Here is a 24,288-nt window from a genome sequence, read left to right as displayed (position 1 = left end):
AAGAAGGTTATCAACTATCTTAATGAGAAAAATATGGCGAATGCTGAGTTCTCACCGTTTGATGTTTTATTATCAGATTATATGTATAACCAGACATATATATTGACTGGCTTCCGGATTACAAATATAGTGGTATTCAGGGAAAGTATAAGCAATATTATGTGGATTTACAGGTTGAGCCAACAGAGATTTTGATTGGATGTGATCCGGATGAGCACAATGTATTCCCGTTAGAAAGCAGAGAGCAGATGTATAAAGCGGTTAAAGAAATAATGGTTACTTTAAAGTAATGATTTTAGAGAGGTATGAGAGAATGAATGAACTTCTTTTTGGAGCAGCATATTATGAGGAGTATATGCCATATGATCGGTTGGAGCAGGATATCGCCATGATGAAAAAGGCCGGTATTAATACGGTGAGAATAGCAGAATCCACGTGGAGTACCTGTGAACCGCAGGAGGATGTATTTGATTTCTCGCATGTGGAAAGAGTCATGGATGCAATGGAGGAGGCCGGGATTCATGTGATCATCGGAACGCCTACCTATGCGGTGCCGACATGGATGGTCAAATCCCACCCGGAAGTTATGGCAGACACAGTGAACGGAAGACAAATATACGGGGCACGTCAGATTATGGACATTACCCATCCTGCATACCGCTATTATGCAGAACGTGTCATCCGTGAACTGATGAAATGTACGGCACACAGAAAATGTGTTATCGGCTTTCAGGTAGATAATGAAACGAAGTATTATGGGACAGCAGGCAAAAATGTACAGGAAAAATTCGTAAAATATCTGCGCAGGAAATTTCATGATGACCTGGATGCAATGAATCGGGAATTTGGACTGGATTACTGGAGCAACCGGGTCAATGCATGGGAAGATTTTCCGGATGTACGGGGGACGATTAATGGAAGTCTCGGAGCAGAGTTTGAAAAATTTCAGAGAACACTGGTGGATGAGTTTCTGGGCTGGCAGGCGGATATTATAAATGAGTACCGGAGAAATGATCAGTTTATTACGCATAATTTTGACTATGAATGGAGGGGATACTCCTATGGAGTACAGCCGGATGTCGATCAGTACAAAACTGCACAGCATTTGACGATTGCAGGTGCTGATATTTATCACCCGTCTCAGGATGATCTTACGGGGACTGAAATCGCATTCGGTGGAGATATTGCACGTTCTCTTAAGAATAGTAATTATCTTCTTCTTGAAACGGAAGCACAAGGGTTTCCGGGCTGGACGCCATACAAAGGGCAGCTCAGACTGCAGGCATACAGTCATCTGGCTTCAGGGGCTAACAGCGTGATGTATTGGCACTGGCATTCGATTCATAATTCGCTGGAAACTTACTGGAAGGGGCTGCTAAGCCATGATTTTCAGGAAAATGATACTTATCGTGAGGCTTGCGTGATCGGACGGGAATTTGCAGAGCTGGGAAGCCATCTGGTGAATCTTAAAAAGAAGAATGAAGTGGCGATTCTTGTCAGCAATGAGGCACTGACCGCGTTAAAATGGTTCGGGATTCAGGCCACTGCAGCAAGTAATGATGGCATAGGATACAACGATGTTGTACGCTGGATCTACGATGCGTTATACCAGATGAATGTGGAGTGTGATTTTATATGGCCGGAATCAGAAAATATCGGTCAATATAAAGTAATATTTGTACCGGCTCTTTATGCAGCACCGGATGCGCTGCTGGAAAAACTGAATCAATATGTTGCGGACGGTGGAAGTCTGGTCGCGACATTTAAAACAGCGTTTGCAAATGAAAATGTAAAGGTGAGCCATGAAATACAGCCGCATATTCTCCAACAGTGTCTGGGAGTAACATACAGTCAGTTTACATTTCCGAAGAATGTTGGGTTATCCGGACCGATCATCAGAGAGGCTTCCGATGCGGAGGCAAAAGTATTTATGGAACTCTTGATACCGGAAGGGGCAGACGTTCTGGCTTCTTACAAGCATTATAACTGGAAAGACTACGCTGCTGTCACAAAAAATCATTACGGAAAAGGAACCGCAGTATATCTTGGATGTATGACTGACAATGGAACGTTGAAGGCAGTGATGCAAGATGTGCTTCGGGAGCAGAAAGTTGATTTGCCGGAATATGCTTATCCGATCATTGTACGAAAGGGAACGAATGATTTCGGTAAAAAAGTCAAATATTTCTTAAACTACTCCGCTGAAGCAAAGAAGGTGTCATATACTTATGAAGATGGAGTGGAACTGTTATCCGGAAGCCGGATCGGAGCACAGGAAATGCTGGAGATACCGGCCTGGGACGTAAAGATCATTGAGGAACGTTAGATCATCATTGACAATTGTGGTTATAGTACAGTATTATTATCCGTTATAAGAAAGTCCATTTTAACATCCGGGTGAGAATTGCGGAGTTCTTTTGGAGTACAGTGGAATTTGGCATCAAATAACTTGCGGAAAGTGGCATAGTTTGTAAAGCCGTTTTCCGCAATAATCTGACCTATGGGAAGATTGGTGGACATGAGTTCCTGATAAACATAATATAGGCGTACATCATTGACAAAGGTCAGAAAGGATATTCCCATGTTTTCTTTGAAAAACCGGCAGAAATACTGCGGCTGTAAATGTACATAATTTGCAGCTTCCTGAATGGAAATCGGGTCACGGTAATGAGAATATACATATTCAATAAGCATGGACAGGCGCTGTTCATGCTTTTTCTGAGTCTTGGTTTTTCTTTCAGGCATGGGAATACGAAAATTATGCTGGAGTTGGAACAGCATTTCAAAAACCAGGCTGTTGAAACGAAGCATATAATCTTCGGGTTTAATGCTGATGATAATATCCATGTCTGTAAGTATTTTAAAAAAAATTTGAAGTTTTGTCTGTATTTTCCGATCGGTAGTATGTGGATTGATGTCGTAGTAACAGGCTTCAATGTCAGGAATATACTTTTTAAGAAATTCGTTGGGAAATTCCACAAGAATACCGATATTACCCGGTGTACTTTTCGTTGCATGAAGAGTACCAATATTGACCAGAAAAAATTCGCCTTCGTTTAATTCAATGGTGCGGTCTTTTAAAGAAACCCATACTTTCCCAGATAGATTGCAGATAATCTCGATTCCATTATGCCAGTGAAATGGGATGGAGTATCTGCTTTCTGTAATTTTCATAAAGAATACATCTGATCTTTCCATAGTGGCAGACATTTCATATTTTCTGATTTCAGATTGATTCATGGCATATTCCTCCTGCATCTTTTGTTTCCCGTTACATTATTTCAAGTTGCTTATAGTATAACATAAAAAGATAATATTTGATATAAAAATTGATAATTAGCAGTCTGATATACAAAGAAAAAATTATATATAATCCTATTATCAAAAAGAAAGTGTTTATGCTATTAAAATTTAAAAGGAGGAAGATGATGATGGGAATGAACACAGAAAACCAGAAAATGACCTTGGATAGCTTTAATCATCAAAAAATAAGTATGTTTGAAAAGCTGGCCTATGGAATGTCAAACATGGGAGGGAATATTTGTAATACAGCGATTGCCTCGTTTATTACGCTGTATTATACGGATAGTGTAGGAATAGCGGCGGCAACCGTTGGAACAATGCTGTTAATTGCAAGAATATTTGATGCTGTTTCCGACATTGTCATGGGAACCATTATTGACAAAACTGACACAAAATGGGGACAGGCAAGACCTTGGTTTATACTTAGTATTATTCCATTTGTACTCAGTACGATTCTGGTCTTTGCCGTACCAGACGGTATGAGTACACTAGGCAAAACAGTGTATATGTATGTTACATATATTTTTGCAGGGGTAATCTGCTATACCGTGAACAGTCTGGCGGCAGTATCCATGCAGTCACTGATGACTGGAGATACAAAAGAGAGGATGGGACTGAATGCACCGTATCAGATTTTTGGTTTTGTGTCAATTATTGGAGTTAATATGATCACAATTAATCTGGTAGGAAAATTTGGATGGAAGGGAATGGCTGTATTATATGCACTGATCAGTATGGTAATTCTTTTCATTACAGGCATTGTGTGTAAGGAAAGAAGATGTCTGGTAGAGATGCCTGAAGAAAACGGAAAGGAAACAAAAATAACATTCCGTCAGGGATTTCCGGTTCTGTTGAGAAATAAGTATTTTTACATTGTATTGATTCTTTCAATTTCAAATTATATTACTATTAATACGTTTAATGCCGGCGGTGTATATTATGCAATGTATATTCTTGGAAATGGGAATCTTTTTGGTCTGATGACGATTGCCGGCATGCTGCCGACTATTCTGCTTACAACAACAGTTCCTTATGTCGGCAACAAGTTGGGTAAGAAGAATACACTGATATTAGGATATGTTTTGCAGGCTATTGGATTTGTGATTGTATATGTTGCCGGAACAAACCTGCCGATGCTGATTGCAGGGCTAGTAATAAAAGGTGTTGGTCTTGCTCCGATCGCTTCTTTGTTGATCCCGATGATTGGTGATATCATTGAATATGAAGAACGATGCTCAGGACTTCGTCTTGCAGGGCTTTTTAACAGCACAGCAACCTTTGGCGTTAAAGCAGGCAGTGGGCTTGGCGCGGCTTTGGTTGGATGGCTTCTTGCATGGGGCGGTTATGTTGCCTCAGCAGCAGTTCAGAATGATACCACTATTCTGGCAATGAGGATAATGATTGCCGGGATTCCGATTATTTGCAGTATTGTAGGGGTTGTCTTATCTCTGGCCTTTGATATTGAGAAAAAGGTGAATAAATAGAATATACAGGGAGAATCAGTATGGAGTTTTTAAGAACCAGTGGCCGGATCATCATCAATGAAAGCGGCCAGGAAATCATTTTGAAAGGATTTGGAGCAGGAAACTGGATGAATCAGGAGGGTTTTTTATTTGGTTCACATGAATTTAACCCAGAGTTTAAACCGTTTATACGGGCCGGTGAGATGGATCGCGGGCGCTCGATCAATCAGACGATCATAGAAGTGTGTGGAAGAGATTATGCGGATATTTTCTGGAAAAAGTATTATCGCAACTATTTGGCAGAGGCAGATATTAAAAATATGGAAGAACTTGGATTCAATTCTGTAAGGCTTCCGCTGAATGCAAGAGCGCTGATGAAGGAATGTCCCGGAGTCGTTTATGATGAAGAAGTGTTTCAGACAATGGATCAGATCATTGACTGGTGCGAGTATTACGGAATCTATGTAATTTTGGATATGCATGCGGCGGTTGCCGGACAGAGTGCTATTCTTTGTGATGATGGAGTCGACAATATTCCACATTTGTTTATCGATGAAGAGGGCTGGGAAAGAACCATGCTCTTATGGGAAAAAATAGCAAAACGATATGCAGACAGGGCTGTGGTAGCCGGCTTTGAATTATTAAATGAGCCATTGGCACTTCCGACATGGAATAAATACCTGCAGGCGTTGATTCGGTTTTATGATGAAGCCATTGAGAGAATCCGGAGGATTGATAAGAAACATATCATATTCCTCCAGGGACACCGTTTTGCTTCCAGAACAGATATTTACAGACATAATTATGATCCGGAATACCATAACTGGGTAATGGCTATGCATATGTATGAAGTTTTGCCCGATCTCGGTTCCCTTGGACCAATCTTAGCAGTATCAAGTGAGTTGAATGTGCCGGTATGGATGGGAGAGACAGGCGGGAATAACGAATATATGACGGTGTTATATGAGATGTTATATGAGAATCATATCGGCGTCAATGTCTGGTGCCATAAAGGGGAAGAACATGCAGATGCGGCATTGCTGTGTACATTTGTATTACCTGAGAGTTTCGGTTTAATTCGTGATTATGCCCAGAAAGGAGGTGCGAAGCCGGGATATGACAAAGCAATTCAAATATTTGATCAATTGTTGGAGAATATAAAATTTGAAAATTGCAAGTTACATGTTGACCGGGCAGATGCTGTTCTAAGAAGACCAGATGTGAGAATTCCTGCGATCGGTTATGATATGATGCCGGGTGTTGGAAAATCCTTCAAAGGAACATATCCATACTGTGTATTCAGCGGCTATCGTCGCGAAGACAGAATGCGTATCGTGAATGAGCCGGACTTCACACCATTTGAAAGTCCCGACTATGCTTTTGCATCTGTGGAGAGAAAGCCAAAGTACGGAGACTGGATGCATTTAGAACTCATGCTTGAAGAAGAGGATTTTGCATGTTATACCATTAGAGAAATAAAACAGGACGCAGAAATTTTTATTACATACAGGGCTGAGCAGGAGTGTGAAATCAAAGTGACAGCCCGGGAAAAGATTTTCACCGTCAAGGCATCGGCCAGTGAAGTGCTGACAACTATTCCGATTGGTATCATTTCTTCAGGAGAAAACGCAGCTGTTAAGATAGAGTGTATGGAAGGGGAAATAATACTCCATACAATTATTGTTCGCAAGCTGTAACAAATTATGCGAAGGAGAATATTATGATATATAATCCTATTTTACCGGGATTTAACCCGGATCCCTGTATCTGCAGAAAAGGGGATGATTACTATTTGGCAGTTTCAACTTTTGAATGGTTTCCTGGAATTCCGGTCTATCATTCCAGAGACTTGAAGAACTGGGAGTTGTATACTCATGTTTTGACAGATGATGAGAAGGTAGACCTGAAAAAGCTGCCAAGTGCGAAAGGAATTTGGGCTCCGTGCCTGACTTACTGTGCGAAAGAAGAGTTATTTTATATTGTATATGGCGTCATGAATTCTATGAATGCAAGATATTTTGATATAGATAATTTTCTGATTACAGCGAAGGATATCAGGGGCCCGTGGAGTGAGCCGGTTTATCTGCACTCTGCGGGTTTTGACGCATCGATTCTACATGATGATGACGGCAGGAAGTATGTTGTTTCTTTGGAGTGGGAAACAAGAGAAGGGTATGAAAAACCGGGAGCTATCTGCATGGCAGAATATTCTCCGGAAAAAAAAGAAATTGTAGGATATCCCAAAAGAATCTGGTGCGGCGGTACGGATCGAGGATGTATTGAGGCACCGCACTTAACAAAGCACGGTAAATACTATTACATTATGTGTGCAGAAGGCGGTACGGGGTATAATCATTGTGTGACGATGGGACGCGCCAGAGAAGTATGGGGACCATATGAAAAAGATCCACAGAATCCGATTGTAACTTCTGTTCCGGGATACTCCAATGAGCGGCAGGATCCGGATCATCTGAAGCCAAAATATTACAATCCAGAATCTGTTCTGCAGAAATCTGGACATGGAAGTTATGTGGAAACACCAGATGGCGAAGTTTATTTGGTTCATCTCACAGCACGCCCGTTTGTACCGGAACTACGATGTACCCTTGGGAGGGAAACAGCCATCCAGAAGATGAGGTGGACAGAGGATAATTGGCTTCGTATGGAAGATGGGGGAAATCTGGCTAAAATGGAAGTGCCGGAGAGTTCTCTTCCTGAAACGCCTATGCCGGGGCTTCCTGACTTTGACGATTTTGATCAGGAGGAACTTGGAATGTATTATTATGCCCCCCGAATTATGCCTCAGAGGTTTGCAGATGTAAAAGCAAGACCAGGGTATGTTAGAATCCGTGGACAGGAATCCAGAACTTCTTTAAACCAGGTAAGCATTTTAGCTCGAAAGTTGACCAGTGTGTATGCGCGAATCACCACGAAAATGGAATTTGAACCTGAGGTTCATCAACATAGTGCCGGATTGATTTTATATTACGACAACATGAATTATATTAATCTGAGAAAGTATTACAGTGAAACTTTAGGGCAATGTGCACTTTCTGTTATTCATCTTGAAAACGGTGAAAAAACAGAATTTTTAAACACAAGAATTCCTGTGGAGGACAGACCGGTTTATCTGCGGCTTTATATAGAAGGAAGAAAATCCTGGTTTGAATGGAGTTATGATAATGAGAAATATCAAAAAATTGGGCGTGTATTTGATACTACAAAGTTCTCTGACGAATACTGTAAATATGGTGAATTTACAGGTACTATGGTAGGGATTACTTGTGCAGACAGAGTAAAGCATCAGCATTATGCGGACTTTGATTTTTTTGAATACATTGCAGATGAAACAAAGATGGTGGACTAATCAAAAATGCCGTCTTGAAGTGTAGAAAAGAAAACCAGATAGAAACAGGAAGCCGGTGAAGGAAATCTCACCGGCTTCTGTTATGTTTGCGCGCCATGGGCGCGCACTAACGGGTGCAAGTCCCGAACATGCCCGGGTAGTGGGAAGTGTATAGCTGAACAGCAAGGTGTTCATCGTGAAGTGGAATCTGAAGGAAGCTGTAGGTTATGAAAAGTAAGTTATTATGCAAAGTTCAAGAAGCGAATGAAAGAACTCACTTGTCGAAGTTGGGGCGTAAGCAGCAGTTATAAGGTTGAGAAACTTAATCAGCTCATCAGAGGTTTGGTTAACTATTTTAAGATAGGTAGTATGAAATCTTTATGCGCTGAACTTGATAGAAATATCAGATACAAATTGCGTATGTGCATATGGAAACATTGGAAGACGCCACAAAACAGAGCAAAGAACCTTATTAAGCTAGGAATACCAAAATGGGCGGCATACAGAACTGCATATAATGGGAAAGCCATAGCGAGAGTATGCTCAAAGACGGATATACAAAGAGCAATAAGTCCCAAGAGACTTAAACAATTTGGGCTTATTTCAATGTTGGACTATTACACCGAGAGGTGTGTTGCTTGATAAGTTGATTGAACCGCCGTGTACCGAACGGTACGCACGGTGTGAGAGGTCGGAATTTCTCAATTAAGAGAAATTCCTCCTACTCGGTTGCCATGCATACGCCAAAAAGGTTCGGTGAACCTTTTTTAGTTCACGGAATCGATTCAGTTTAAGCTGAAAGGAACGTCTATTATTTGCGTGGAACGATCTCCAGCCAGTATCCGTCCGGATCTTCAATAAAGTAGATTCCCATGGCAGGATTTTCAAAGCAGATGCAGCCCATTTCTTCATGCAGTTTATGGGCGGCTTCGTAGTCATCTGTCCGGAAAGCAAGGTGGAATTCACATTCACCGAGATCATACGGCTGTGGATGATCCTGAAGCCAGGTCAGCTCCAGTTCAAAATCGCTCTCGTCATTTCCCAGATATGCAATGACGAAATCTTCACCGTTCACACGGCGTTTCTCTTTGAGTCCCAGAGCTTTCTCATAAAAGGCCAGAGATTTGTCCAAATCTGTTACATTGTAATTTTCATGATACATTTGAAATTTCATAAAGGTCCTCTTTTCCGCGCGGATGCGCATGATTGATAGTAGAATAAATGGGGATACCGATTATTTGGCATCTGCGGTTTCTGTCAGAATAATCCGGTTCTCATACTGCGGATATTCTGCAAGAAAACGTGTAATGATCTCAGGCTGTTCCCAATAATGCATGGGATAAATGCGGTCGCAGGATATTTTCTTCAAAAAATATAACATGCCCCGGGCATAATCGTTCTCCTGTCTTGGATCCAGAACAACGAAAGCTGCAGTCAGTGCCGAGCCGTCAAGATCCTGAGCCAGTGTATCGATCTCTTTCCGGTAGCTTCCGGTCATCTGCCGGTTGTAGGAGTCGGATTCTTCTTCCCATACCCAGTCGTTCAGATCACCTGCGTGGTAGAAGCATTCTTCCTTGTCGCGAATGAGAAATGCCACTCCTTTATCCGTAGAAAGAAAGGTTGACAGTGTCTGTCCCTGTGGCAGGCTGTAGGTGCGGCGGGACGAAACAGATAGGAGAGGGATGTCCTTGGGGACCGTTCTCCCTGAAATGTCACGCGACAAAACGGCATGAATCTGTTCCATTCCCATGTCCTTCAGTAAAGAGAATACGGAAGGATGATAATGATCTGCGTGTTTGTGGCTGGCCAGTACCAGAATGGGTTTCTGCGGATCCAGTTCCGGGAGTTCTCCCTTAAAATAATCAAACAGATAATAGCAGCTTTCGGTTTCTGTCAGAAAACAACTGTGGTGAATATAGGTCACTTTCATAAGCATTTCCTTTCTGTCAGATTTTGATCTACCGGTTTATTTATAGTAACTGTTCAGAGCCAACCTCGAAAACACTTCGTGTTTCCTCAGTGTGGCGTATCCGCCAAATAGATTTGTACAAAAAAGTGCTCATGAATGCAAGCATTCAACGCCCTTTTTTGACAAATCTGCTTGGCTCTGAACAGTTACATTTTACAATATTGAGAGGTTTTTTACAAGAAGGTGTACATTGCTATTTCTATGCAGGATTGGTATAATACGAAGAGAAACATTCCATTGGAGGAACAGATCAGGAAAGCACTCTGATCAAAAGAGCAGGTCAGACAGAAAATAAGAGAGGGCAAGTGCCCGGAAAGGCAGATAATTATGGAAAACAGCAGAGTAAAAGATCAGAAAGTACTTCAGACGGTCCGCAGTCAGAAGGAGATGTATGTGATTTTTTCGGAATGTACGAAAATGCCGTATGTAGTGTGTGATCCGAAAACATATGACGATGAAATTCTCATCTATTTCAATGTAGACGAATGCAAAAACAAAGTAAGACAACTTATGAATGAAAAAATTCCGGTAAAAATCGTTAAAATCGAAAATCGGAGTTTCCTCGAGTTTTATGTCAGCCTTTATCCGATGGGGGTAAATGAGATCGTATATGATCTGGGATTGCCGAAAGAGATAAGAATACAGCTGGCGGATCTGGTGACCAGGAAGAACGACGGGAAGATGCCGAACGGACAGGAACGAATCGAAAATTCCGAATTTCAACTGACGGCACTTTACTATATGCAGGAGGCGCGGAGACTTCCGCAGGAAAAGGTTCTGGAAAGTGAAGAACTGCGCGAACTGAGCGAAGAGATGATGGCACATTTCCAGAAAGGAAAGTATTTTGTTGTATCTAAAGAAGGAAAAGAGATGGTGATTCTCAAACAGAAAGATGGAAAAGTATTTCAGCCGATCTTTACAGACGTGCAGGAGCTTGGAAAATTCCTGAGTGTACACCGTAAGGAGAAGCTGCAGACCGGAATCGTAGAAGCGGGAAAACTGATTGAAATACTGGTGCCGGGAGCCGAGGGCGTAGCGGTGAATCCTTTTGGTATAAATCTTCAGATGAAAATACAAAAGAAACAATAATAAAAGAAAACGAAAGTAAAAATAAAAAATAATCAAAAAAGGACTTATAATTTTCGCAAAAGTATTGTATAATGGATACGATATCAAAATACAACTCAAATGGAGGGTAAAACAATGAAAATTGCAATCGGCTGTGATCCAAATGCAACAGAGTACAAAACAATCTTAACACCGTTCATCGAAAGTCTCGGACATGAATGTGTAGATTTCGGAAGTGATGATCCGATTTATGCAAATACTGAATCCGTCTGGCTGAGGCTGTAGCTGCAGGGGAGTGTGAACGGGGAATTCTCATCTGCGGAACGGGTATCGGTGTATGTATCGCTGCAAATAAAGTAAAAGGAGCATATGCAGCACTAGTGAATAATGTATATCAGGCACAGAGAGCCCAGCTTAGTAACAATGCAAACATCATCACGATGGGCGCACAGGTTACCGGAATTGAACTTGCAAAATGTCTGGTTAAAGAGTACTTAAGTGTATCTTATGATCCGAATTCACGTTCTGCCCCGAAAGTAGCAAGAATTACAGAGTACGAGAATGAAAAATAAGAAAAATAAGAGATAATAATCAGAGAATACCGTCGTAAAAGATAAGCATCGAGCGAAGCAGAAAACTTTTCCGGCGGTATTTTCATTGCCATGCATATGCCAAAGCTGTCCAGTGGACCATTTTTTTAATTGCCATGCATATGTCAAAGATGTCCAGTGGATCTTTTTTAATTGCCATGAATATGTCAAAAAGGTCCAGTGGACCTTTTTTAATTAAAAGTTTACAATCCTGTTATTGAATATCTGGGGCGCAGGTTCTATAATGTGCATATTAGAGTATAGAAATGGAGATTTTTTTATGTTTTTTAGCGCTTATGGAATGATTGTGAAAGCAATTTATACTTTTTTTCAAACATTGATCTATGTAGTGCCTGCACTCCTGATTGCAATTTCCATGCATGAATTCGCACATGGATATATGTCTTATCTTCTTGGGGATCCGACACCGAAGATGGACGGAAGGCTGACACTGAATCCGTTCCGTCATCTGGATGTATGGGGAACCTTGTGCCTGCTGGTTTTTCATGTCGGATGGGCAAAGCCGATCCGGGTCAATACACGGAATTATAAAAATAAACGAAGAGATATGATTCTGGTGGCAGCAGCGGGGCCTCTGATGAATTTTATTCTGGCGTTTCTGTTCATGCTGCTTTACGGTCTGATCTACAAATTCGGAACCAGCGGAGTGCTCTTGAATTATCTATATGTGTTGAGTTATTATGGGGCACAGCTGAATGTGGGACTTGGGGTATTCAACCTGATTCCGGTGCCGCCGCTTGACGGGGCAAATATTCTGGCAGAGATCGTGCCTGCGGTTAACAGATTTTACAGCCGTTTCCGGCAATATGGATGGCTGATTCTGCTGCTTCTTCTCGGAACAAGAGTGCTGTATGTTCCGATGGAAGCGCTGATGAGTGCGATACTGAGTGTGCTGAAGAATGTGGTATGGTTCATACTGCGGATCGGCGTTGTTGTGGGAAGCGGCGGAGGAACCATTTTATAGTGGACTAAGGGGGAGTGAAGATGGGGGAATTACAGAATCATGCAGTGGAGATCATCCGCGAAGTCAAGAAAGCTGTTGTCGGAAAGGATGATGTGATCGAGCAGATCATGACTGCGATCATAGGAGGCGGCCACATTCTGATCGAGGATATGCCGGGGGTCGGGAAAACGACGATGGCACTGGCATTTTCCAAAGCGATGGGAATTCAGGAAAAGAGAGTACAGTTTACGCCGGATGTGATGCCGGCGGATCTGACCGGTTTTTCCATGTATCAAAAGGAAACCGGAAGATTTGTTTACCAGCCGGGAGCTGTGATGTGCAATCTTTTTCTGGCGGATGAGATCAACCGTACTTCTCCGAAGACGCAGTCAGCGCTTCTGGAAGTTATGGAGGAAGGATGTGTGACGGTGGACGGTGTGACGCGAAGCACCGGAAGGCCGTTCGTAGTTATTGCGACCGAGAATCCGGAGGGGTCGGCGGGGACACAGCTTCTGCCGGAATCGCAGCTGGACCGCTTTATGATCTGTATCCGGATGGGGTATCCGACGGTAGAGGAAGAGGTAGAGATTCTAAAGCGCCGTCAGATGGGCAACCCGGTGAATGAAGTGCAGAATGTGACGGGAGCGGAGCAGATCCTCTGGATGCAGGAAGAGGCATCTCAGGTGTTTATCCACGATTCCGTGTTTGAATATATCGCCAATCTTGCAAAGGCAACCAGAGAACATGAGCTTCTGACTGCCGGACTCAGCCCGAGAGGAACAGTGGCACTGGCGGCGATGGGGAGGGCAAGAGCATGGCTGAAAGGGAGAAATTATGTTCTGCCGGGAGATATCCAAACGGTATTTGGAAGCGTTGCGCTTCACCGGATCCGCCTGAATACCAAAGCGAAAGTGGGACATGCAAGGCCTGAGGAGATCCTGGAGCAGGTCTTAATGCAGGTGAAGGAACCGAATGTAAGGAAGAGATAATGTTTCGATAAAAGCGGGGAGCATGGGGAGACTATGATCAAACGTGCATGTATTTATATGGCGGCGGTATTGCTGACATTATATTGTTTTTTCCTGTATGAGGATGAAATCGTGGCGGCCATGCTGGTGGCCGAATTGATCTATTTTCCGCTGGCGTTCGGGTATCTGATGCTGCAGAAGAGGAAGATCATTGTCGGTCTGGATGACGTTCTGCCAATTGCGGAAAAGAATCAGGAAATTCCGGTTCGGCTGAGCATGAAAAATGCTTCATCCTGGGCTGTGGCGCGGTATCGAATTGAACTGTCCGTGGAAAATGAATTTACCGGGGAAGCGTTCCGGCATGAAGTGAGCGGGACGGTGAAGGCGGGGCAGGAAGAGAAGGAAGTACTTCTGCTACGTTCGTCCAGATGTGGAAATCTGATCATCAGACTGGAAAAGTGCTGGCTCTATGACAGCCTGGGAATATTGAGGGCAGCTTTGCTAAACGGGAGAAGAGCTGCGTTTCGGCGACGCCGGGAGATGGCGGTACAGCGGCAGTCGGTGGGAATTCTTCCCGATTGCCATCTGATTCCGGTGGAGGTGACGAGACGCACACGGGAATTTCCCGCGGATGCAGATGAGTACTCGGAGCGGGAGAGCGGAGACGATCCGTCAGAGACGTATCAGATCCGAGCGTATAGGGAGCAGGATTCGATTCATGATATTCACTGGAAACTGTCGGCAAAAGCCGATGAGCTTCTGGTCAAGGAACATGGAAGACCGCTTGGCTGTGTGGTCTTGCTCTGGCTGAATCTGGAAAAGAAACCCGGGCAAAGGAGAACGCGCCGGAACAAAGACTCCAGAAAAGAGAAACGGATCGCCTCTGGGGTTCTGGAGACGGCAGCCTCGATTTCATTCTCCCTGGTGGAAGCAGAGTGTGTGCATATGGCAGCATGGTATGAGAAGGCCAATCAGAGAATCTGTAAAAAGAGGATCAGCCGGATGGAACATGTTTATGAGCTGATGAACCGGCTGATTTTTGTGGAGGAATACGATAATGCAGATGAAGTGGAAGCTTTGTATGAAGAAGCCTTCTGCGGAGAACTGTTCAGTACGAATGCGGAATTATGTTCAGACGGTACGTTGCTGATACATGGGGAGAAAAGGTGCGTTGTTCCGTTAGACGAGGAAAAGATCGCATGGGAAGAGATGTATCTGATTGTATAGTTCTGGTTCATGAGGGGACAAGATGAATGGATTAGAGATTATTGACCGTTCAAATAGAGAACAGACAGCAGGATATGCGGTAAAAGAAGCGGCAGCAATGTACGGAATGCTGGTGCTGGTTTTTGCCGCATATTTTTCTGTCTTTGAGGTCCATAACCCGATCGCGGCACTTTTTCTTCTGCCTTTACCGGCAGCAGGAATCGCAGTCTGGGCGGGGAGATGGGGGAGAAGGAAATGGATCCCGATTCTGACAGTGGCTGCTTCGGCAATGCTTGTGCTAACGCCCTGGAATTTCTTAAATGGGATTTCTGTTTTGGCTAATGCCTATATCCGGCTGAATAATGAGTTCTATGGGGGGAGCCAGCCGCTTCTTAAGGTGAATGAGATTTCGGCAGATATTCTGGCAGCTCTGTTTGGAATCCAGATTATTCTGGCTCTTCTTCTGCAACTGGCGGGTAAGTGTAAGCATGGGGCACGAGGGAATGTTCTGGTGCTGCTGGTAATCGTTCTGCCGGTGGCAATGGCCGCCACGGTCGGGAAAATGCCTTCGACAGCCGCTTCCTGGTGTCTGCTTGGCGGAACGCTCTTTTACATGAGATGGAAAATATGCAAATGTGTGCCACTAAGAGAAGCAGCCGGAATCCTTATGATGCTGGGCGTTCTGTTTGGGTGTACGCAGGCATGCATGCCGTATATCCGGACATATAAACTGGAGCATGAGGATCGCCTGATTGAGATCTATGACAGACTGACCCAGATGCAGCAGATCGATATGCAGGGGATTCTGGAAGCCCGTTTTGGCAAAGAGGGATCTTACTCGGGAGGAGGGATCGGAAAAGGAAATCTGGAACATCTGAGTGAATTCAAGCCCACCGGCGAGAAAGCACTGGAAGTCATAGTGACGGAAAAACCCAGGGAAACACTGTATCTAAGAGCATATACCGGGGTGAACTATACCGGAAGGGCATGGGAGAAAGAGACGGTTTTGGCGTTCCGGCAAGGCGTGCCGTCCATTTTCGGAGAGTCCGGCCGCAGAGCACTGATGAATGAACCATTTACAAGGATCAGTGACGGGGCGGCCGGTTTGGAACAACAGAAGATCCGGATCCGCAGAGAAGGAGCTTCCTCTGAGTTTTCTTATATACCGTATTTTGCGAAAGTGAATCAGGATGGCAAAATCTATCTGGATGCCTGGGTGAAAGGACGATGGACGAAGGATCAGGAGTATAGTTACTTTTCGGCGGCAGAGGTCAAGAACATCTCATCGGGAGAGCTTGCCAAAGAGTCGGATATCTGGAATGAATACAGGACATTTGTTAAGGAAGAGTACAGTACGGCTCCGGACGGACTGAATCAATTGAAAGCATTAACCCGTTCGATGGATCAAGGAAATGTGGAACAGGTGTCAAATGAGATCAACCGGCTTTTTGAAGATACACTGGGACTTCGTTATAGTAAGACACCGGGAGAGGTTCCGGAAGGTGAAGAATTTACGGAATACTTTTTGACAGAGAACCGGAAAGGATTCTGTGTCCATTTTGCGTCAGCCTCAGCGCTTATCTACAGGATGTGTGGCTATTCATCACGGTTTGTGGAAGGATATGCAGTCCCTTCCAATGAATTTGTACGATTAGATGACGGAACGTACCGTGCTGTGGTGACGGATGATATGGCACATGCATGGTGTGAGACGTTTGATGAGAAGACCGGCTGGGTGGTGAGGGAACACACGCCGTCGTATATGGAAGAGACTGATGCGGCAGGTACTCCTGATGACCGGGAAGACGAAACACCGGATATTGTGGAACATGAAGAAGCGGATCACACAGCTCAGGAAGAGGAAGAAGATCTGACGACACAACCGGAGACGGAAGAAAATAAAGGGGGAAATGTGGCAGATCAGAAGACGGATGACGGGGGAAAGACTGATAACGGAGAAAGAGAAAATAAGCCGGGGATTATTCAGACAATCGGAAAGATAACGGCAGTTGTCGCAGCAACGACGTTGGGAGTGATCATTCTGGTGCTGTGCATTTTCATGGTATTTGGAGGTCTTGTAAGGCAGAAACGATATGCCGGTTTCCGAAGGAGAAAAGAGAATCGGGGAATCGCCAACCTGTATCAGGCCGTATATGAAATTTGTCTGTTTGACGGCATGGAGCCGGATCAGCAAGATGAGAGGATGACTCTGGAGAGGATGAAAGCACATTTTTCCCAGCTTTCCGGGGAAGAGTGGGAATGGATGTATCTGTGCGCGGAAAGAGCTGCGTTCTCTGGTGAACAGATCGATAAAGAGGAACAGAAGCAGATGTTCCGGTTGTACCAGAAATTCCGCAGGGCATACCTGAAGACGTTGAACAGAAAAAAGAAATTCTGGTTCTTATATAGGAAAGGATTGTAGATGTAAAAATACCGGGTCGGCAGAGCGCCGCCCGGTATTGTTCTATTCTTTTGATGGCTCTGTTTTGGTCGTTGCGGTTCTGGCACTGATGCCGTTGATCTCAACACGGTCGTCGACTGCGATGACCAGGCATTTTCGGCCGTCGATGATGCGGGTCTCGACCAGATCGGCGCATTCCGGGTTCACCTGAATGGTGATGTCCGGTGTCTTGATCTCGAATTTCTTCGTGTTCGCTACATTTGCGGCAAGAAGAGAAGTGTTTTCACCGGCGGCAGCATCAAAGTGTTCGTCGAATGTTTCCAGTTTTGCTTCTTCCACGCCGCTTTTGGCGAGCAGATATTTCACCTCGGCTTTATCGAGTTCAAGCGGTTCCGGATTTTCTGCGTTCTGTTCGATCAGTTCGTTCAGGTTCTCATGGATATTTTTGACTACTTCATATTCGCAGTCGTCACCAAGTGTTTCCTCGATCAGAGCTTTGAAGGTTTCCTTCTGGCTTCCGGCTGTGAGCGGAGGTACGCAGCCGAGCAGGACATCGGTGAGGCCGTTGGAAAGGTTCTCTGCATTCTTGGAATAATACAGGAGACTGTGGATATCGGTGCTTCGGTCGTTAAATGCCGGGAATAAAAATCCGGCATCCGGCATTTCCACGATCCAGTCGCGGATCCTTTCATGGAAACTGTTTTCATCGGCGTGATAGCTGAGCGCCGGTTTGGAGAGTTTGACCGGACAGAAGCAGCAGAGGATGTAGTCAAAGACTTCATCCGATGCGTCAAACATTTCTGTTCCGTCTGAAGCTTTTCCGGGAATATCATAAACAGCGTGTATCAGCAAAATCAGATAATTTTCCGGGAAATCATAGGAATCAATCACCCGGTTGTAGAATTCCGTGAGAAGGTCATCGTCGGTAAGACGGCTGTTACGCAGTTTCAGGAGAAATTCCTGTGTGCCGCCTTCGGATTCTGTCTCAAGCGGGAATTCCATGTTTAACAGGTTCTTTCCGATAGTTCCGGAGAGGCTTTTGCGGAAAATATCAAAATATTTAAACATTTCCTCCTCGGGAAGGGAAAGGAATGCTTCTTTCAGTTCCGTTTTTTTCTCTTTTTCCCCGTCTACATAACATCCGCAGATCCGGGTGATCGCGCAGTTATGTGGGGTGAATTGTTTCTTGATTTCAGTCACTTCTTTTTTATTCATATGTAGATTTCTCCTTTGTCAAAAGAATTTTGTCAGCGTGATTAATAGTATAGCGCAAATCGGGTAGATAGACAAATATAAAATATTTATTAAATTGATTAAAAGAGAAAATTCTTCATTGATTCTTGATTTCTCTAAGAATAAAATAAAACAATAGGCAGAAATCATCTGCAGAATTGAGGGGTTAATAGAGACGACAGGAGGACTAGACAAGATGTCGAAATTTTGTGTAAAAAAGCCATATACCGTATTGGTAGGTATCGTGATGGTGCTTGTTCTGGGATTTATCAGTTTCACCAGGATCACGACCGATCTGCTGCCGAGCATCACGTTGCCCTATGTTATGGCGATAACGACTTACCCGGGGGCGACGCCGGAAAAGGTGGAAAACTCTGTGACAGAACCATTGGAGAGTTCGCTCGGTACGGTGAATGGTGTAAAGAATGTGACCAGTAATTCCGCGGAGAATTACAGTCTGGTCATACTGGAATTCGAAGAGGATACGAATATGGACAGCGCGATGGTCAAGCTGTCAACTGCCGTGGAACAGCTGAGCAGCGTCCTCCCGGACGAAGCGGGAACGCCGATGCTGATGGAACTGTCGCCGGATATGATCCCTACGATGACGGTGAGCCTTGATTATGATGGAATGGATGTGAAAGAACTCAGCAAGTTCGCGGAGGACGCATTGATTCCTTATCTGGAACGTCAGGACGGCGTGGCGAGCGTGAACAGCACGGGGCTTACCGAGGAAAAAGTAGAGATCCGTCTGAACCAGGCAAAGATCGATCAAGTAAATGACCGCCTTCTGGCGAAAATGGACAGTACTTTTGCCGAGGCTAAGGCGACGCTGGATGAAAAAGAGAGTGAATTAAACGCAGCGAAGGGTGAGATCGCCAGCGGTAAGAAAGAGTTGGAGAGCCAGCAGGATTCCACCTATGATGAACTGGCAAAATACAGCCAGCTGATGGATGAAGCGATGGCAACAGCGTCTGCCTATCAGGCGCAGGTGACCGGACTTCAGACCAGCCAGGCGGCGCTTTCGGCAGAAAAGGATGCTTATCATGAGCAGGTCGTCCCGGTATATAATCAACTGAATGAAGTGTTGGCGCAGGTTGGTGCCATGATGGGAGTTCCGGATCTCAGTATTTCTGCGATTCTTGCCGATGAGAGCCAGACAACCTATCAGCAGGTGAAGATGACTCTGGCAAATATGGCACAGATGCAGCCGGATAATCCGGAGCTTCAGACGATGGTAGAGAATTTCACATGGGAGAATCTTTCCATGATGGAAGAGAAGGTAACGGTACGGCTTCCGCAGATCGATACGGAGCTTGCCAATCTGGATACCGAGATCGCTGCGGCGCAGGCCGTGCTTGCTCAGGTGAACAGTCAGGTCGCTGAAGCAAAGAACAATTACGCTTCCGTGGAGAAAGGAAAGCTTTCCGCTGCAGCTGCATTTGGCGCGGCTTCCGCACAGCTTTCGGCGGGAGAGAGCCAGCTTGCATCGGCACAGGCTCAGCTTGATGAGGCAAGAGAGCAGTATAAGACGGCAAGAGAGACGGCGATGAAGAACGCCAATATTGATGCGCTTGTAGATATGGATACTTTGTCCGGACTGATCTATGCGCAGAATTTCGAAATGCCGGCAGGCTACATAAAGGAAGGCGAGAAACAATTCCTTCTGAAAATCGGTGACAATTTCGACACGCTGGATGAACTCAAGAATACCCTTCTGTGCGGTCTGGACGGAATCGGTGATGTCAGGCTGTCGGACGTGGCGGATGTGACGATGATCGATAATTCCGGCGAAAGTTATGCAAGGATCAACGGAAATGATGCGGTTATGCTGAGTATCATGAAATCATCCACGGCAGGGACCTCGGATGTTTCCAACAATCTGAATGATGTGATAAAGGAACTGGAAGAAACGTATGAGGGACTACATATCACTTCATTGATGGACCAGGGAGATTATATTAAACTGATCATTCAGTCTGTTTTAAAGAATCTGATCTACGGTGCGATTCTGGCAATCATTGTGCTGGTATTGTTCTTGAAGGATGTGAAGCCGACGATCGTGGTTGCGTTCAGTATTCCGCTCAGTGTATTATTTGCGATTGTATTGATGTATTTCTCAAATGTAACACTGAATATTATTTCTCTGTCCGGGTTGGCGCTTGGAGTCGGAATGCTGGTGGATAACTCGATCGTCGTGATTGAAAATATTTACCGGCTCAGAAGTATGGGAGTTCCGGCCCCGAAAGCCGCGGTTCAGGGAGCAAAACAGGTGTCCGGTGCAATTTTTGCTTCAACTTTGACCACTATCTGTGTCTTTCTTCCGATCGTATTTACAAAAGGTATGACTCGGGAACTATTTACGGATATGGGGCTTACCATTGCTTATTCGCTGATCGCCAGCCTGATCGTGGCACTTACCGTTGTGCCGGCCATGAGTTCGACCGTGCTGAAGAAGAGTACTGCGAAAAAGCACCCACTGTTTGATAAAGTGATGATCCTTTATGATAAATCACTTCGTTTCTGTCTGAAATGGAAAATTGTTCCGCTTGGCCTTGCGATTGCACTCTTGGTCGGCGCCGTATATGGAACCACGAAAATGGGACTGGAGCTGATCCCGAATATGAGCAGCAATACGATCAGCGTTTCTCTGGCAATGAATGAGGAAATGGATCAGGATACCATTTATCGGAACGTCGATGAACTGACAGCACAAATTGCAGATATCGAGGGCGTAGAAACAGTCGGCGCCATGTCGGGAGGAACTGCCATGAGTGTTATGTCGCTGAGTGGCACTTCGACCGGAGAAAAACAAACGCAGTTCACGTTCTATGCACTTTTGGACGAAGAGCATGAAAATGACGGTGATGCGATCGGTAAACAGATCGCAGAGCTTGGAAGCGGTCAGGAAGAAAAATATGAGATGGAGGTCTCTTCGTCCGGAATGGATATGTCCTCTCTCGGAGGAAGCGGAATCGAAATCGATATTCAAGGACAGGATCTGGATACACTCCTTGCCATTAGTGAGGATGTGAAAGGCATGCTGGAACAGGTCGAGGGCCTGGAGGAGATTACGAATGGTCAGGAGGAGCAGGATCCGGGTATCAAGATCGCTCTGGACAAGGATGCTGCCATGAGAAACGGGTTGACGGTTGCACAGATCTATTCCGAACTAGCATCGGCGCTGACTACGGAGAAAACGGCAACTTCCCTGACTCTGGAGGGAAATGAGTACAGTGTGATCATTGTCGATGAATCGGATATGCTGACGGCGGAAAATCTGATGGACTACACCTTTGAAACGACTTCGAAGGATGAAGAGGGAAATGATGTGACCGAGGAGCACAAGCTGAGCGAGTTTGCCAAAAAGGAAGATGCGAACAGCATTGCTTCGATCCACAGAGAAAATCAGGCAAGACAGATTTCGGTCAGTGCAGTGACGCAGGATGGCTATAATACATCCCTGATCGGAAGAAAAGTCCAGAAGCTTCTGGACGAGTACGATGTGCCGGAAGGATATATCGTAGAGATGGCAGGTGAAGTAGTCAGTGTACAGGATACCATGACGGATCTGATCCAGATGATTGCGCTGGCGGTTGTGTTCATTTATATGATCATGGTTGCACAGTTCCAGAGTCTGTTGTCACCGTTCATCGTAATCTTCACGATCCCGCTGGCATTTACCGGAGGACTTTTGGCACTCTGGGGAACCGGACAGACTCTTTCCATGGTTGCGATGATCGGTTTCCTCGTGCTGGCAGGTGTGGTTGTAAATAATGGTATCGTGTTTGTGGATTATGTGAACCAGCTTCGTCTCTCCGGTATGGAGAAGAAAGAAGCACTGGTGATGACCGGCAAGACCCGTATGCGCCCGATTCTGATGACGGCGATGACGACGATCCTTGCAATGTCAACCATGGCATTCTCGCGGGATATGGCCTCTGCAATCGGAAAGGGAATGGCAACCGTAACGATCGGCGGTTTGGCCTATGCAACCCTGATGACCCTTTATATTGTACCGGTGATGTATGATATTTTCTTCCGCAGAGAACTGAAAGAAATCGATGTGGATTCAGATGTGGATCTGGATGCAGAATCCGCTGTAATATAAAACGCGGCTAAAAAGGTATACTGAAAAAGAGGGATGCCGGATAAAAAACGGCATCTCTCTTTATGATATTCAAGTATTATTTCAGCATTCCCATCAATACCTGGTTGACAAGCTTGCCGTCCGCTTTTCCTTTCACTCTCGGCATCAGCTCTTTCATGATCTTGCCTTTATCTTTACCGGTCGGCTCTGCAATTCCAAGTTCGGAAAGAACAGAAGCGATCACTTCTTTGATCTCGGCTTCGTCCATCATCTTCGGTGCATACTGTTCCAGAACAGCAAGGCGTTTCTCACATTCTTCCTTGATATCGGTACGGTCTTCCGGAGTCATCTCCAGAGTTTCTTTCACCTGTTTGATCTCTTTGAGGATTACCTGAACCTCTTCTTCTTCAGTCAAATCGGCACGTTTGTCGATCGCTTTGTTCTTAAGAGCAGCCAGAAGAGCAGATAAGGTTTCCTTGGTGTCTTTGTCTTTTGCTTTCATTGCAGCGACCATTGCGCTTCTTACTTCGTCAATTTTGCTCATGTTACGATCCCTCCATTTATTATATAACCATTATTATACATGAATGTGAAAAAAATACCAGAGGAAATATGCGCGATAATCAAATCATTTGGAGATGATTGACACCCGGGCATTACAACTAATATAATGTAGGAGGGAAAATGTTCCATGATAAGGTATGTCTGAAGCAATCACAGAAGCTTCTAAAATAATGTATAAAGAGAGGAAAACAAAATGCAGAAGATACTGGATGATGCCGTTCGGGAAGGCAGAGATCTGACGTCGATGGGGAAGACGGCGGATTATATTCCTGAATTGGGAAGAGTCAATAAGGATTATCTTGGGGTATGTGTATTTACAAAAGAAGGAAAACGTTGGCAGAGCGGAGATTCAGATGTAAGATTTACGATCCAGAGTATATCAAAGGTTATTACACTCGCAGTTGCATTGGAGAAATGCGGATTCGAGAAAGTTTTTGCACGTGTCGGGATGGAACCGTCGGGGGACGCATTCAATTCACTGATAAAATTGGATCTGACGAGTGATCATCCTTTTAATCCGATGATCAATTCCGGAGCGATTGCGGTTACGAATTATCTGGTTTCCCTTGTGAACTTTGAAGAAATGCTTGATTTTACAAAGATACTTTGTCTGGACGATAAGATTGTGCTGGATGAGAAGGTATATCAGTCAGAGATGAATCATATTTCAAGAAATAAAGCAATCGCATATTTGCTTGAAAGCAAAGGAATTCTGGAAAACAGTGTTGAGGAGACAATAGACTTTTATGTGAAAATGTGTTCGCTGAGTGTAACAGCGGCAAGTCTGGCAGGCTTCGGCCTTGTATTGGCATCAGATGGGATTCATCCTGTCACAGGGAAAAGGCTGCTCGCCAGCAATGTAGTGAGGACAGTGAAAACGATCATGCTGACTTGTGGGATGTATGACGGTTCCGGGAAATTTGCTGTGGAAGTAGGCGTACCGTCCAAAAGCGGAGTTGGCGGCGGAATTCTGTCGGTTGCGGATAAGCGGATGGGAATCGGAATATTCGGACCTGCACTTGATGAGAAAGGAAACAGTGTCGCGGGGCAGTATGTGCTCAGAGAAATATCGGAGAAACTAAGGCTTCATATGTTTGAGGCGAATCATTTGGTATAAGCGCAA

18 protein-coding genes and 1 pseudogene are annotated in these 24,288 nt (G+C 44.7%); 14 read left to right on the top strand and 5 right to left on the bottom strand.

Annotated elements, in window-relative coordinates:
* The first annotated feature begins 313 nt into the window (after positions 1–313).
* The gene (locus ACTNA4_RS01775; RefSeq protein WP_441028301.1) at positions 314–2,326 is read left to right on the top strand and encodes a beta-galactosidase; all 2,013 of its coding nucleotides are present in this window, start codon (positions 314–316) and stop codon (positions 2,324–2,326) included.
* 20 nt (positions 2,327–2,346) lie between these two features.
* Here the strand turns inward: ACTNA4_RS01775 and ACTNA4_RS01770 are convergent, their stop codons facing one another.
* Entirely contained in the window at positions 2,347–3,240 is an 894-nt protein-coding gene (locus tag ACTNA4_RS01770) for an AraC family transcriptional regulator (RefSeq protein WP_441028299.1), read from the bottom strand.
* Positions 3,241–3,431: 191 nt separating this feature from the next.
* On the opposite strand from ACTNA4_RS01770, the gene ACTNA4_RS01765 reads away from it, so the two are divergent.
* From ACTNA4_RS01765 to ACTNA4_RS01750, 4 genes and pseudogenes are all read left to right on the top strand, one after another.
* Positions 3,432–4,787: an MFS transporter gene (locus ACTNA4_RS01765; protein ID WP_441028297.1), complete on the top strand. Its 1,356-nt coding sequence runs from the start codon at positions 3,432–3,434 to the stop codon at positions 4,785–4,787.
* A gap of 20 nt (positions 4,788–4,807) precedes the next feature.
* Entirely contained in the window at positions 4,808–6,463 is a 1,656-nt protein-coding gene (locus ACTNA4_RS01760; protein WP_441028295.1) for a glycoside hydrolase family 5 protein, read from the top strand.
* 23 nt (positions 6,464–6,486) lie between these two features.
* Positions 6,487–8,133: a glycoside hydrolase family 43 protein gene (locus tag ACTNA4_RS01755; RefSeq protein ID WP_441028293.1), complete on the top strand. Its 1,647-nt coding sequence runs from the start codon at positions 6,487–6,489 to the stop codon at positions 8,131–8,133.
* Positions 8,134–8,358: 225 nt separating this feature from the next.
* Positions 8,359–8,754, top strand: a pseudogene (locus tag ACTNA4_RS01750) (group II intron maturase-specific domain-containing protein); the annotation flags it as partial.
* A gap of 169 nt (positions 8,755–8,923) precedes the next feature.
* Here the strand turns inward: ACTNA4_RS01750 and ACTNA4_RS01745 are convergent.
* The gene (locus ACTNA4_RS01745) at positions 8,924–9,286 is read right to left on the bottom strand and encodes a VOC family protein (protein WP_441028291.1); all 363 of its coding nucleotides are present in this window, start codon (positions 9,284–9,286) and stop codon (positions 8,924–8,926) included.
* Positions 9,287–9,346: 60 nt separating this feature from the next.
* Positions 9,347–10,042: an MBL fold metallo-hydrolase gene (locus ACTNA4_RS01740; protein ID WP_441028289.1), complete on the bottom strand. Its 696-nt coding sequence runs from the start codon at positions 10,040–10,042 to the stop codon at positions 9,347–9,349.
* 366 nt (positions 10,043–10,408) lie between these two features.
* Between ACTNA4_RS01740 and ACTNA4_RS01735 the strand changes: the two genes are divergently transcribed.
* From ACTNA4_RS01735 to ACTNA4_RS01705, 7 genes are all read left to right on the top strand, one after another.
* A complete protein-coding gene (locus ACTNA4_RS01735; RefSeq protein ID WP_441028287.1) occupies positions 10,409–11,170 on the top strand; it encodes an SseB family protein in 762 nt (253 codons plus the stop codon).
* A gap of 114 nt (positions 11,171–11,284) precedes the next feature.
* Positions 11,285–11,434 (top strand): hypothetical protein, encoded by a 150-nt coding sequence (locus tag ACTNA4_RS01730; RefSeq protein WP_427807263.1) that lies wholly within the window; start codon positions 11,285–11,287, stop codon positions 11,432–11,434.
* A complete protein-coding gene (locus ACTNA4_RS01725; protein ID WP_441016858.1) occupies positions 11,413–11,721 on the top strand; it encodes an RpiB/LacA/LacB family sugar-phosphate isomerase in 309 nt (102 codons plus the stop codon). Before ACTNA4_RS01730 ends, ACTNA4_RS01725 begins: the two co-directional genes overlap by 22 nt.
* 298 nt (positions 11,722–12,019) lie before the next feature.
* Positions 12,020–12,724 carry a site-2 protease family protein gene (locus tag ACTNA4_RS01720; protein WP_441024688.1) on the top strand — a complete coding sequence of 235 codons (705 nt, stop codon included), beginning with the start codon at positions 12,020–12,022 and terminating at the stop codon, positions 12,722–12,724.
* A 20-nt stretch (positions 12,725–12,744) separates the two neighbouring features.
* Complete coding sequence (locus ACTNA4_RS01715) at positions 12,745–13,692, top strand: AAA family ATPase (protein ID WP_427807265.1); 948 nt, start codon at positions 12,745–12,747, stop codon at positions 13,690–13,692.
* A 33-nt stretch (positions 13,693–13,725) separates the two neighbouring features.
* Complete coding sequence (locus ACTNA4_RS01710) at positions 13,726–14,898, top strand: DUF58 domain-containing protein (RefSeq protein ID WP_441028285.1); 1,173 nt, start codon at positions 13,726–13,728, stop codon at positions 14,896–14,898.
* A gap of 22 nt (positions 14,899–14,920) precedes the next feature.
* The gene (locus ACTNA4_RS01705; RefSeq protein WP_441028283.1) at positions 14,921–17,299 is read left to right on the top strand and encodes a transglutaminase domain-containing protein; all 2,379 of its coding nucleotides are present in this window, start codon (positions 14,921–14,923) and stop codon (positions 17,297–17,299) included.
* A gap of 42 nt (positions 17,300–17,341) precedes the next feature.
* Here ACTNA4_RS01705 and ACTNA4_RS01700 read toward each other — a convergent pair whose 3' ends face one another.
* A complete protein-coding gene (locus ACTNA4_RS01700) occupies positions 17,342–18,493 on the bottom strand; it encodes a DUF4317 domain-containing protein (RefSeq protein WP_441016712.1) in 1,152 nt (383 codons plus the stop codon).
* A gap of 214 nt (positions 18,494–18,707) precedes the next feature.
* Here ACTNA4_RS01700 and ACTNA4_RS01695 point away from each other — a divergent pair, with 214 nt between their 5' ends.
* Complete coding sequence (locus tag ACTNA4_RS01695; RefSeq protein WP_441028281.1) at positions 18,708–22,622, top strand: efflux RND transporter permease subunit; 3,915 nt, start codon at positions 18,708–18,710, stop codon at positions 22,620–22,622.
* Positions 22,623–22,698: 76 nt separating this feature from the next.
* Here ACTNA4_RS01695 and ACTNA4_RS01690 read toward each other — a convergent pair whose 3' ends face one another.
* Positions 22,699–23,145: a GatB/YqeY domain-containing protein gene (locus ACTNA4_RS01690; protein ID WP_427807118.1), complete on the bottom strand. Its 447-nt coding sequence runs from the start codon at positions 23,143–23,145 to the stop codon at positions 22,699–22,701.
* 213 nt (positions 23,146–23,358) lie between these two features.
* Between ACTNA4_RS01690 and glsA the strand changes: the two genes are divergently transcribed.
* Complete coding sequence (glsA, locus tag ACTNA4_RS01685) at positions 23,359–24,282, top strand: glutaminase A (RefSeq protein WP_427807119.1); 924 nt, start codon at positions 23,359–23,361, stop codon at positions 24,280–24,282.
* Positions 24,283–24,288: the final 6 nt, after the last annotated feature.

The sequence above is a fragment of the Bariatricus sp. HCP28S3_A7 genome, assembly GCF_052066375.1.
In the GTDB taxonomy this organism is placed as follows: Bacteria; Bacillota; Clostridia; order Lachnospirales; family Lachnospiraceae; genus Allocoprococcus.
The sequence above is the reverse complement of the archived record's forward strand: the minus strand, read 5'-3'. Positions and strand labels throughout refer to the sequence as shown.